General features: G+C 45.5%; 12 protein-coding genes. 4 read left to right on the top strand and 8 right to left on the bottom strand.

The window, feature by feature from the left end:
* Positions 1-33: 33 nt before the first annotated feature.
* A complete protein-coding gene (locus tag L5M40_RS05755; protein WP_006080930.1) occupies positions 34-276 on the top strand; it encodes a hypothetical protein in 243 nt (80 codons plus the stop codon).
* A 129-nt stretch (positions 277-405) separates the two neighbouring features.
* Here the strand turns inward: L5M40_RS05755 and L5M40_RS05750 are convergent, their stop codons facing one another.
* The 3 genes from L5M40_RS05750 to L5M40_RS05740 all read right to left on the bottom strand — a co-directional run bounded on the left by L5M40_RS05750 (position 406) and on the right by L5M40_RS05740 (position 2,316).
* The gene (locus L5M40_RS05750; protein WP_263175382.1) at positions 406-915 is read right to left on the bottom strand and encodes a YgjV family protein; all 510 of its coding nucleotides are present in this window, start codon (positions 913-915) and stop codon (positions 406-408) included.
* Positions 916-1,054: 139 nt separating this feature from the next.
* Positions 1,055-1,666 (bottom strand): Crp/Fnr family transcriptional regulator, encoded by a 612-nt coding sequence (locus tag L5M40_RS05745; protein WP_263175383.1) that lies wholly within the window; start codon positions 1,664-1,666, stop codon positions 1,055-1,057.
* Positions 1,667-1,689: 23 nt separating this feature from the next.
* Positions 1,690-2,316 (bottom strand): fumarylacetoacetate hydrolase family protein, encoded by a 627-nt coding sequence (locus L5M40_RS05740; RefSeq protein ID WP_263175384.1) that lies wholly within the window; start codon positions 2,314-2,316, stop codon positions 1,690-1,692.
* 206 nt (positions 2,317-2,522) lie between these two features.
* Between L5M40_RS05740 and L5M40_RS05735 the strand changes: the two genes are divergently transcribed.
* A complete protein-coding gene (locus L5M40_RS05735; protein WP_263175387.1) occupies positions 2,523-4,550 on the top strand; it encodes a methyl-accepting chemotaxis protein in 2,028 nt (675 codons plus the stop codon).
* 19 nt (positions 4,551-4,569) lie between these two features.
* Here L5M40_RS05735 and L5M40_RS05730 read toward each other — a convergent pair whose 3' ends face one another.
* On the bottom strand, positions 4,570-5,583 hold the full coding sequence (locus L5M40_RS05730; protein WP_028760658.1) for a succinylglutamate desuccinylase/aspartoacylase family protein: 1,014 nt from the start codon (positions 5,581-5,583) through the stop codon (positions 4,570-4,572).
* A 124-nt stretch (positions 5,584-5,707) separates the two neighbouring features.
* On the bottom strand, positions 5,708-6,286 hold the full coding sequence (locus tag L5M40_RS05725) for a MarR family winged helix-turn-helix transcriptional regulator (protein ID WP_173245937.1): 579 nt from the start codon (positions 6,284-6,286) through the stop codon (positions 5,708-5,710).
* A gap of 230 nt (positions 6,287-6,516) precedes the next feature.
* Here L5M40_RS05725 and L5M40_RS05720 point away from each other — a divergent pair, with 230 nt between their 5' ends.
* Positions 6,517-7,722 carry an MFS transporter gene (locus L5M40_RS05720; protein WP_263256401.1) on the top strand — a complete coding sequence of 402 codons (1,206 nt, stop codon included), beginning with the start codon at positions 6,517-6,519 and terminating at the stop codon, positions 7,720-7,722.
* 98 nt (positions 7,723-7,820) lie between these two features.
* On the opposite strand, the gene L5M40_RS05715 is transcribed toward L5M40_RS05720, so the two are convergent.
* A complete protein-coding gene (locus tag L5M40_RS05715) occupies positions 7,821-8,384 on the bottom strand; it encodes a PhnA domain-containing protein (RefSeq protein WP_011790067.1) in 564 nt (187 codons plus the stop codon).
* Positions 8,385-8,518: 134 nt separating this feature from the next.
* Entirely contained in the window at positions 8,519-10,738 is a 2,220-nt protein-coding gene (locus L5M40_RS05710; RefSeq protein WP_263175389.1) for a TonB-dependent receptor, read from the bottom strand.
* Positions 10,739-11,074: 336 nt separating this feature from the next.
* Between L5M40_RS05710 and L5M40_RS05705 the strand changes: the two genes are divergently transcribed.
* Positions 11,075-11,788 (top strand): DUF2461 domain-containing protein, encoded by a 714-nt coding sequence (locus tag L5M40_RS05705; RefSeq protein ID WP_263175391.1) that lies wholly within the window; start codon positions 11,075-11,077, stop codon positions 11,786-11,788.
* A 92-nt stretch (positions 11,789-11,880) separates the two neighbouring features.
* Here L5M40_RS05705 and L5M40_RS05700 read toward each other — a convergent pair whose 3' ends face one another.
* A complete protein-coding gene (locus L5M40_RS05700) occupies positions 11,881-12,477 on the bottom strand; it encodes a TetR/AcrR family transcriptional regulator (RefSeq protein WP_263160715.1) in 597 nt (198 codons plus the stop codon).
* Positions 12,478-12,552 lie beyond the last annotated feature (75 nt).

Raw genomic sequence — 12,552 nt, 5'->3', positions numbered from 1 at the left:
AATACTTTATCAAGCCTAAGGATCCGCCAACCGATGACAACTGCTTCTACTAGCCCCTTTGCCGTGTTAAACCAAACCACAGCGACCTCGTTTAATGAACAGAAAAATCTAATTAAACGGGTATTTAAAGGTAAGCCAGTGCAATGTCCTAGCTGTAAACAGACACTTAAAGTCATATTGCCTGAGCAGGCAAAGGCAGAACAAGCCGCAGGCATTTACTGTGCTAAAGGCTGCACAGATATCGAACTCGATATGGAAGCCGTCGCGGGACTCTAATCATTCCAGATCCAACCCACACTGGCATTAGCTTCACATCGACGGCCAAGCGACGATTACAACAGTCACTGTAATTCGCCGTTATAAAGTAAATATCTTTCTAATTATCAATGAGATTATTTAAACTGATCACGGTAATTGCTTAAGCTGCCCACGAAAATAGTGTCGATAATAGCCCACCAAATTACTGCCAATAAAGAGTACCTCCATTAACACTGCCACGGGCGATCCCACTAAGGCATTGTGAACGAGCCAAAAACTGGTTCCGACTATCATAAGCAGTCTGAGATCTTTATCACTTTGACAGAATGCGGCGCGGGTTTGAAACAAGGTGCCTATACAACTGATCACAGTCGTTACCCCATTAAAGGTCACAATGCTCATCACAAGTGCAGCAATAGAGAAACACCATAGGGCTACTTTTGAGGTGGTAAAAATACTGGTGAGATAACGCACTGTGGCTATGCCCATTAAGCCTGCGGCAGTCCATTGCTCCAGCAAACAAAAATGAATTGAAATCAAGATGCCAGACACAAAAAGGCAGGCAACTATCCGCTCCCGCACCTTAAATTGAAACGAAATCAGATCGAAGATAATGGCTATCGCCACCAAAATTTGAGACAAAGTAAACGCAGTCAACTTATTAAGCTCCTTCGCTTTAAGCAATAATGCGCACTCTGATTGAAAGCCTTATAGACTTGAGAGCGCAACTTAAGGCGCAGCATCATGGGAATCGCGATTTAGCGCATTAACTTAAGTTAACTGGGAGCAAAAACCGTTAAAGAGAGTCTTGAAGTCGTCGGCGCATACGCGACAAACTGATTGCCGTAATGCCAATATAATTAGCTAGCTGACCTTGGCTTAACCGCTCAAGCCAAAGTGGTGAATGTTCGCGTAAATACAGATAACGTTGCTCAGGTGTGTGCAGCAGTAAAAAGGCTTCCTTTTGTTCTTTATACAATAATTGCTGTTTAAGTAACCCAAGTTGCACTGACTGCAGCGAAGTATCATCCAACACAGATAACGGCATTTGGATAAGTTTACAGGCGCTTAAAGCTTCTAATTGGTAACGAGCGGGAATTTGCTTAAGCCAACTGACATACAAAAAACACAGTTCACCCTCGAAATAAAACTCCTTACAGCGCTCTGTGCCCTCCTGAGTATAATGGCAAGCGCGCACGATACCATCCACAACAAAATATGCCTGTGACTGCTCATCTCCTTGGCCAAGAAGTACCTCTCCCGCCGGCACGTTCAACGCTTTAAACTGTGGTAAGTAACGTTCAACAGCAGCTTGACTCGCCCCTAACGCAAGCAAAAATTGTTGCAGTGGCTGACAAATTGGCACCTGCAATACAGCAGTCTTTTTTACGTCATCAGGTTCAATCATGCGAGCTACTCAGCGATTTATCACTAAACACTTAACCACTGCCATTCGAGTAAGGGTTCAGCACTCGCTTGCAAGCCACGGCTCAGCGTGACGTTAAATACACTTTTAGCGGGAATGCTTCCCACACCCTTAGGCGTGCCTGTCATTACAATATCGCCCTCATCGAGACTGATAAATGCCTGTAGCTCGGACAATATGGTCTGAGGTTTGTAAATCATTAAATCGATATGTCCCTCTTGGACTAGCTTGTCATTGATACTCAAGGTGAAATGCAGCTGTGCCTCTGCATCATCAATCGCCACAAACGGACTGAATAACGCTGCACCATCAAAGGCTTTTGCTCGCTCCCAAGGCAATCCCTTAGCTTTTAACTTAGTTTGCAAATCACGTTTTGTGAGATCTAAACCGACGGCGACGCTACTGAAACGGCCATTTTGAAACATAAAACACAGCTCGGTTTCATAATGCAAGGTTTCCCCTTGATGCTCAGAATAAAGCACAGTCGAAATGGCCGAATTGGGCTTTAAAAATACCACCATATCCTCGGGAATTTCGTTACCTAATTCATGGATATGCTCAACATAGTTACGCCCAATGCAGAGAATTTTTGTCGGTACGATAAGATTTTTACCTAACACGACTGATTTCATCTTTAATCCTTTTCAAGATAGGTTGAGATTATTTTAAATAATAAAACCAATTAGTTAACCTAAATTAAATCTAAACGTTCAATTGAACTAATCACTGTACTTATGACGAACTCTGCTACACTTAAATCAATATTTCAACGAAAACAGCGATCTAACCATTAATAAACCCATTTTACAGGGACAGTCATAGAAGAGGTTTTCGCACTATGTTAACGCTTACCATAAAACAAAAAATCATCTTTAGTTTTAGTGCAATTGGCGCGCTGCTCATCGCTGGTAGTAGCTTTTTCTACTATTCACTCTCCCAAGTGCAAACCGCCTATCAAAATATTGAAACCTTAGCCGTACCCGTGCAAAAGCAGAGTAATAGCTTACAACTAGTGCTATTAAAAATGTCACGCCTTGCCACCCTAGCCCATAGTCAGCAAGACACTGCCGCCTTAACCAAAAGTCAGCAAGCATTTACCGCGCTGCAGAAGAAATATCAAAGTATCGAAAATGAGTTAATTGAGCGAGTTGCAGATCAACCTAAGATGCAAACATCCCTAAACGAAGCGCAGGCAAGATACCAAGCCTATTTGCAGCAAAGCCAAGCCATGTTTAGCGCTAAACTCGCCAATGAACAAGCAAAACGGCAGTACCTGCAACTCTTTGAGCACTTTAACCATGCCAAGACCAACGCCAGTAATGCGATGATTGATCTCGAAACTCTTTCCATCCCCGATAATCCGACTTTACTCGAAGAAATTGTCGGCACAGGTACTCGCATTGACGACATGCTCTATACGCTAGCCAACACTATGGGGGAACTGATCCACACTCAAAGTTTGGATGTTATTCAATCGCACCAACAGGATGTCGGTATTTTACTGGGGAACCTCACCACTAACTTTACCTTTTTAAAACAACAAACTGATGGGCTTGATACCTTAGGATTACTGCAAACATTCGAGCAAGAATATGCGATTATCAATACCTTACTCGCAGCGCCTGCCGAACTTTATAAAGTGCAGGAAGCCGTAGTTGAGGCACAACGACAAGCAGAGCAACATTACCTCGATGCCGATAAAGAGTTTAATGCGAATAATCTCGCCTTAGATAAGTTAATCAACTTAGCCGACCGCCGATTTACCAGCCTGCAAACCATCGCCAGTAATGATATTCAACAGGGTCAAACCTTAGCGATTGTACTAGCACTGGTATTTATCATCATGGTGAGCTTTATCTCTTTCTTCACATCCAAGGCCATGCTCAATCCCTTGGCCTTAGTGAACGGCGCACTCGCCAGTATCGCCCGAGGGGATTTATCTAAACGCATTCATAAACGTCATAACGATGAATTTGGTGCCCTAATCGATAACATGAATACCTTGAGTGACGATCTTGCCAAGCTGTTAACCAATATCAGCCAAAATGCCCATTCATTGGACAGCTCTGCCACGCAAACCAATGAGCAAGGCCAGCGCATCGCCAATGCCGCAACGGCGCAAATCAGTCGAGTCGATGAAACGAAAGCCTTGGCAGAACAGATGTTTACTAGCTCAAATCTAGTGACAGAACAGGCCAGTGAGTCGGCGAGACAAATCAGTCAAGCCTCGAAATACGGTAATCAAGTGAAGCAAATTGCCGATGATAATCGCAATAAAATTGCCGAACTGAGCGCCCGTTTAAGTAGCTCAGTTGAAGTCATGTCTCGCTTGAGCATTCAAAGCGATAATATTGGCAGCATTTTAACCACCATTAGCAGCATTGCCGAACAAACCAATTTGCTGGCACTGAACGCCGCCATTGAAGCCGCCAGAGCGGGGGAACATGGTCGTGGTTTTGCTGTCGTGGCCGATGAAGTGCGCTCACTTGCCTCACGCACCCAAGCCGCCACCGCCGAAATTCAAACCATGATCACGGCCCTGCAAAAAGAAACGTCCACGGCAGCCGATGCAATTACTACGGGGCAAAATCAAGCAAATGAGTGTGTCGGACAAAGCCAAACCCTGCAGGATTCTATCGCTCACATAGAAAGCACCTTACATACCCTCAATAAAATGAGTCTAGAGATCACCCACGCCGCCCACGAGCAGTTAGATTACAGCCAACGGATTGAGTCGAGCATGAGTGAGGCGGCACAATCTGCAGACCAAAATGCCAATGAAGCTATGGACATGGCCAAACGCAGCAACGAAGTCACTCTGCTTGCCCATTCACTCACCAGCTCAGTGGAACGGTTTAAACTATAGAGGTGATGGGACCTAGAATCTAGGCATATTCCATCAGGAATTCATCGAGCTGTTCGTTGGCAATTTCAATCTCGTCACCTTCGAACTGGGCGATATGAAACATACCCTCACCTTCGTTAGTCACAGGGATATTACTTATTCCTATGATAATACCGTCGGTTGGCGCGCGAATGGCCACACTGTCACCGCCGTGGGGGCTGACGATATGGGCAATGATATAACCCTTAGTCACCCGCTGGCCAAGTTTAAGCTTCATATTCACTAAACCATCGGATTCACTGCGCACCCAATAACTGCGAATAGCACTGACACTCGCGCCTTTGTTACTCACTCGCCCTTTAAGCATATCTAAACTGCGCATCACATTGAGCACACCTTTGAGGCCAGATTTTATCGACAACTCGCTAAAACGTAACGCCTCTCCAGCCTCATATAAAATGCAAGGAATGCCCTGTTGATTAGCATAACCTCGCATAGAAACACTGCGCGCTTTAGAATGCATAATAAGCGGCGCACCAAAGGCATTCGCCATGGCCAGCATAGTCTCATCATTAGTATCACAGCGAATTTGCGGCAAATTATCCCTATGGACGGCCCCTGTATGTAAATCAATCACATGGGTTGCATGAACTAATAACTGAGTGGCAAACAGATTAGCTAAACGGCTTGCGAGCGCCCCTTTGCTAGAACCAGGAAAGCAACGATTTAAATCACGACGATCGGGTAAATAACGGGATTGCTGAATAAAACCAAACACATTCACTATTGGCACCACAATTAACGTGCCCGTCAGATTCTTGGGATTCACTCTGGCTAATAAACGCCGACAAATTTCGATACCATTGAGTTCATCCCCATGAATGGCGGCACAAACCAGTAAAGTCGGGCCAGGTTTGGCTCCGTGAAACACTTCCACATGAATATCGAGTTGCGTATCGGTATACAGCTTAGCGGCAGGCAGCTTGATCCCTAATTGCGTCCCAGCTGTGACTCGTTTTCCCGCTAATTCAAATGCTTCACGTCTTTTTACCATGGCAACTCCCTTGTTCTATCAAATGTTATCCCGCGCGGTTGGCTCATGTTTACCGCATTTTGCCAAAGTGATCCGCTATTGCATATCAGCCTACTTTAAAGACTAAAGTGGGATTTTAAACGAATTATTGCGGCTCAAATTGGTTCAGCCAAGATTTTAAAATCTGCAGCAACACAGGCCTATCTTCAACGCTCACGCCCGCAAACAACGCACTTTGACATTGAATATGCTGAGGTAATGCCTTATCAATGAGCGCCTTACCCTCAGCAGTTAACGAGACATGGACGGCGCGGCGATCTTCCTTACTGTGCTCCCGCTCAATCAGCCCCTTATTTTCGAGTCTGTCTAAACGACTGGTCATAGCGCCAGAACTTAGCATCATGCTCTGATAAAGTTGCGAAGGCGAGAGTGTGAACGGCTCTCCCGAGCGCCTTAACGTCGCGAGCACATCGAACTCCCCCTGACCTAAGCCAAATTCGGCGTGGCATTGCAGCAGTACCACTTCGATATATTTCGTTAAACGAGCGATTCGCCCGAGCACAGCCATAGGGATCAAATCCTCACTCACCCCTTGCTGTTGCCACTGTTCAACAATTCTATCGAGGCCATCTTCTTTGGTATTCGAATCCGCTTTCTTTTTATCCGTAGAACTCGCGTTAGTATCCGCAGGACTGGCATTAGTTAGCGTCATTTTAGCTGTCATAGGTTTATCTCAATATAAAGATTCTTTACATCATTCTTTACATCTTAGTCATTTTCTCGCAGAATTAAAATATCTTTATATCGAGATACATCTGAAAGAGATTCTTTTTGAATTGTAGTGATGTAGTTTCAACCTACTGTTGTTGAAAGGAAATCATCATGAGTATGCTAAATGCTGCTACAAATCACTTTTTCAGCAAATCAAACTCAGCTTATTTTTGGAGACAATCCATGCGATCCCCCCAGACAGAGAAAGCGAATTTATTGCTGCTCGGACTCGCGTTCATCCTTATTGGTCTAAATCTACGACCCATTCTCGCCTCCGTTGGGCCTTTACTGCCCAGCATACAAAAGGATATCAGCTTAAGTTTTACCTTAGCATCTATGCTGACATTGCTGCCCGTGCTCGCCATGGGACTGGGTTGTTTTGCAGGCTTTAGTATCACCAAACGCTTAGGATTCAATACCGTAATGACAGGATCATTGCTACTGCTGATCGCCGCTACTGCAATGCGCTTCTGGGCGATAGATGCCAATTGGCTTATCTGCTCGGCATTACTGGCAGGGGTCGCAATCGCCCTCATTCAAACCATAATGCCCGCCATGATTAAGCTTAATTTCGGTGAACGGGTGCCCTTAATGATGGGGCTTTACGTCACTGCAATTATGGGCGGCGCCGCATTAGCGGCGAGTAGCGCGCCTTTTATCGGGATGAACTTAGGTTGGCGCGCGGGTCTAGGTCATTGGACTTGGCTAGGCATATTCGCACTCGTGCTGTGGCTCCTGATTAAACATAAAGCCGCATTACCGAGCCAAGCAAAAGAGCAAGCTTTGCAACTTAACTTTTGGCGTTTTCGCCGCAGTTGGCTATTGGCGATATTTTTTGCATTAGGCACAAGCTGTTATGTCTGCGTACTTGCATGGTTAGCCCCCTACGCGGTCGAGCTAGGTTATAGCCAAACTCAATCGGGATTAGTGTTAGGTTTTTTAACCAGCATGGAAGTGATCGCGGGCTTAGTGTTTCCTTGGCTTGCCAGCAAGTCGACGGACAGACGCGCCATCATAGCCCTACTCTGCTTGCTACAACTCATTGGCTTTATGGGACTGGCACTCGCCCCTCAAGTATCGCTATTTTTATGGGCGGGACTTGCAGGATTAGGTATTGGCGGGATTTTTCCACTCGGGCTGATTGTCACTATGGATCATCAACAGAATCCCATGTTAGCAGGTAAATTAACCGCCTTCGTGCAGGGTGTGGGATATACCATAGCGGCTATCTCGCCTTGGATTGCCGGATTAATTCGCGATAATTTCAACAGCTTTAACAGTGCTTGGTTATTACTCGGTGGCTTAAGTGTGATCGCGTGGATATTATCTTGGCAATTTAATCCGCAGGGCTATGCACGCCAATATCAAATCACCCGCTGCGTATCTTAACGACCTAACTCAACATAAAAAAACCGCCATGTCGGCTAACGATCATGGCGGTTTTTATTGTGTTGAGCTAAATAAATCGCGCTCACACTAAGCGAAACTTAAGACTTTTTAACGAAGCATGTCAGAATAACAATACGAGTGCCGTTAACACGGCCTTCGATATGCTCTGGGTTGTTGGTCAAAGCAATGTTACGCACAGCGGTGCCACGCTTAGCCACAAAGCTAGTGCCTTTCACGTTTAAGTCTTTGATGATGACCACTGTATCGCCAGCGTTGAGCACTGCACCATTACTGTCTAACGTTGGCGTCGCATCGTCACCTGCTGCGGCAACTTCGGCATCACCCCACGCTTTTAAATCGTCTTCAAGATAAAGCATATCCAGCAAATCTTGCGCCCAGCTTTCGCCATTTAAGCGCTTAAGCATACGATATGACATCACTTGAACTGCCGGTACAGGACTCCACATGCTGTCATTCAGACAACGCCAGTGGTTCATGTCCATGGTATCCGGTGCCGCAATTTGGCCACTGCAGGTTTCACAAATCATGATCTCATTGTCACGGCCATCGGAGGCTGGCAGATCATAAATAGAGAGTTCAAGCTCGCTGCCACACAGTTCACACTTGCCGCCACAGCGACTTAGCAATTCATTTTCAGTCATTTTTCTGTTCTATATGCCTAGTAAAACGCGGATTATGCCATAAACTGGCATTTTTCGGCAGGGGGCTGAGGCAATATAACCCTATTTTTTATGAGCTATATATGCCTAGTCCACACAGCCTTGGTGATTAGTCTTTAAAATTCATAGGCTAAACTCAAACGAACATCACGCCCTGCGGCGGGTATCCCATCGGAGAGAAACGGCACCACTTGCAGATCCGTAAGATTTTTTACCATCAAACGCACACTTAATCCCTTTAAGATGGCTTGAGGTTCATAGGCGAGATACACATTCTGTAGGAAATAATTCTCGCTTGGCGACTCGGCATTAAAGATATCACCGTGGGGAACATTGGTTTGCGCATCATACCAAGCGCCCTGCCAAGCGATAGAAATGTCATCTGTGATATACATGCCTAAACGCAAACGAATATCGAGCGGGGCTATGTTAGCTAAATATTCATCGTCATCTTGGCTGTCTCTGAGTGACCCATTGTGCTGTCCTTGCAGCCATGAAACCGCAAGATCACTGAACACATCTTGATAGCGATATTGGGCTTCAAAATCGGCACCGTAAATATGGTAACCATCAAGATTTGTGTAACCACTTTGAATTAGCTGGGTTTTATCAGACTTAGCTCCGCGGCGCTGGGCAATATCATCACGACCTAAATTGGCAAACAGGGTGATTTGCGTCGACAAAGCATCCTCATTGGCAATTACATGCTGATGCTGCGTCATTAGGCCTAATTTGAAGGCATGTAAGCGTTCGACATCAATGTCGCGACTCGTGCCGGTAATGCTGGCTTTAGCGTATTGCACGGCATAAATCTCATCCACCACAGGGGCTTGCAAGCTATAAGCGTAATCAAAGTTTAACCGAGCGTGATTTGTCAGTTGATAATCTATGCCTAATCTGGGTGAGAACCCCGAATGATGGGTTGAGCTATAGTCATGGCCCGCAGCAATATCATTGTAATCTGGTGCAATATTTGGTCGACCTATGCTGTAGATAAAGTCATATCGCAGCGAGGGAGTCACAGTTAAGTCATTAGTAAGATGAATTGCATCGCGAATATAGGCAGCATAGGTATCTTGACGGCCTTCAGGTTGGTAGTAAGGTGTGTACCAGCCAAAGTTTTTCTCGGGATTTGTTTCATAACTTTTGTTAAACACTAACGAAGTGCGGTCAAGACTACGGTACTGTAATCCTGTGGTGATCTCATGATCGCCAATCAAGCTCAAGTTGTTGATATCAATGTAGTCACGTTTATAGTCTAGCCAAGATTCGTGACCGAAGTTGCCTACGGAAACCGTCATTTTCTCCCACGCGATATCGGGTCTTACCCAGTGGCGTGCATTCGCCGAATGGGAAATCACCACTTGGGTATCGATCAGTGGATTACTCGGCGAATAGCGATAATTAGCCGACCAAGTGTTATCTTCATAGGTGTTGTAGGCGGTTGTGGCATACAGAGCCTGCTCGTAGGAACCGTACTTTTTGATGTTGTAGTCCGAAATTGCAGGCATAGGGCCACGGCGATTAGCCCAAGGTTTGCGGCCCTCATCAAGATAATGGGTCACGCTCAAGGCTAATTGGTGATCGCCCTGCACGTAATCCATCTTACCTAGGTAGTTATTTTGCTCATAACCTGAATATTCAAACTCTTCACCATTGGCTAAAGTGACATCCCCCGCATCGCGACGCGTAAGATGCAGCAAGCCAGATAGATGTGAATTCACGCGGCCATAAACTGTCCCCGTATAACCCATAGCGTCATTATTGCTGGCGTAGCTGGTTTTGGCTCGCGCGCCAAGTGATTGATCATATTTAAGAAAATCATCGGCCGATTTAGTGACCACATACATGGCACCACCAAAACCCCCATTGCCCGAGCGCACATCATGGGCACCCTTAATCACTTCCACTCGCTTGATGAGGTCAGGATCGAGGAAAAATGAGCCGTAGCGATACTGCTCAAATCCCACCGGAGCATTATCCACATAAACGTTAAAATCTTCAGTCTCGCCAAAGCCCCAGATATTAATCCGCTCACCGCCGCTGCGGGTACCACCATCGACATGCGCCCCCGCCATATCATCGATCACTTCGGCGAAAGTTGTCGCCTGCATCTCCTCGATTTGATCCATGGAAATAATCGCTTCACCGGGTTTAGCGACTGTGATGGCCCTGCGATATTGCTGCCCATGAACCTGCAGGATCTCAATCGGCTCAACCTTAGGCTCGCCCAATACCTCAGCGGCGTACAACGGTATTGAGGGCAATATACATAATCCCATAAGCGACAGATTTCTATTCGCTTTCCACTTATCACACTTAGGCAGGCAACCCATTCAACGTCATCCTATTAACAAACCAATCTAAAAATAGGGCGGCATTATAGGCACTAACGAACAAGATAAGAATAGTTCTCACTTAGCTTTACGTGTAAATAACCGACTAATTGAAAACAAGGTAGAAGCGGCACAATGCAAAAATTTAAGTGAAGATCTTGCCGAAGGATGGCAGTATTGGCACCCAACTTGGCAGTCTTAACTATCGTGTCTTAACTATCGTGAGTAAGAACGAGCGGGCGATACGGGAGGATATGTCAGCAACTCACCTTGCTCCTCAATCGGCATTAATACTGCTTATGCTCGGTTTATCTGCATTAATAAGGTTCTCTGATAATGGCCACTCTAACAACTAAAATCCCTATTGCGACTGGTGCAACGTTCAGCGCGGCGAGCCTGCAATTTTTAAATCAACTGGTACATAACAACTCCCGCGACTGGTTTAAAGCCCATCAGGCGGAATACGAAGAAACAGTGCGAACGCCTGCGCTGCAATTTATCGAGCAAATGCAGCCCAGTATTCTCGCCCTCTCGCCTAGGCTCACTGCCGTACCAAAAAAAGTCGGCGGCAGCTTGATGCGTCCCCAGCGAGACAGCCGTTTTAGCAAAGATAAAACGCCCTATAAAACCAATGTTGGCATTCAATTTCGCCATTTTCAGGGCAAAGACGTGCATGCGCCGGGACTATATTTACACATTGCCGAAGATGGCTGTTTTATTGCCGCAGGGATTTGGCACCCAGAATCGAAAGCCTTAAATGCCATTCGCACTTGTATCGATGAGAATCCCAACGGCTATAAAAAGGCGCTACAAACCTTACAAAGTCATGGATTTAATATGGATGGCGATAGCTTAACTCGACCACCAAAGGGATTTGATAAAAACCACCCTATGCTGATAGAGCTAAAACGAAAAGATTTTATCGCAGTTAAAAATATCGCCTTTGAGGAACTCTGCCGCCCAGATGCAGCCAGTTTTTGTGCCGAGCAATTTGCACACTGTACTCAACTGATGGCCTATCTGTGTTTTGCGCTGGACTTGGACTTTTAGAAATAGGCTTTTAGAAATAAACTTTTAAAAATAGATTTCTAAAAACATGGCCTAGGCAAAAACCTAGGCCAATCAAACTATGTCATTTGCAGTTATGCAGTCTGATTAGCACTCAAACTACGTAAATAGTCTTGCAATACAACAAACGCATTGTCTAACAACTCATATTCGCCCGCCTTGCCTAACACTCTAATCCCTTGTAATTGCAGCACTAAAAAAGCAGCAACTTGATGTGGTTGCACATGGGCTAATAGCTCTCCACGCGCTTGGCAAACTTGTAACACTTGGGTGAATGAGGTCTGTAATCGACAAAATAATCGCTGACATTCCTGCAGCACACTTTCATCGTTAAGGCTCTTTTCGAGCACAGCATTTTGCATAAAACAGCCGTACTTTTGCTCCCGCTGCAAAGCAACAAAGCGCGCTAAATAAGCTTCTATTTCAGCTAAGCCCGCTTTTTCATGCAGCAAAGTATCTGAAGCGCCAAAAGAATAATGATCAAGGTAGAAACTGAGGCACTCGCGGTAAAGATTCTGCTTGTCGCCAAAGCTGTTATAGAGACTAAATCGATTAATGCCTAAATGGCCGACGAGATCGGAAATTGAGGTTTCAGCAAAGCCCTTTTGCCAAAAAAGCTCCATCGCCAATATGAGTTTTTCTTGCCGATCAAAATTACAACTCCGTGCCATAGCCTGCGACCTAATCTCTTGAATACGCGTTCATGTTCAGCTTCACCATTCCTCTTTACTACAGAAAGTTGAGGG

This window comes from Shewanella sp. SM68 (assembly GCF_025653925.1).
GTDB lineage: Bacteria > Pseudomonadota > Gammaproteobacteria > Enterobacterales > Shewanellaceae > Shewanella > Shewanella oncorhynchi.
Note: the sequence above shows the minus strand (reverse complement) of the source record. Positions and strands in the feature narration are given on the sequence as shown.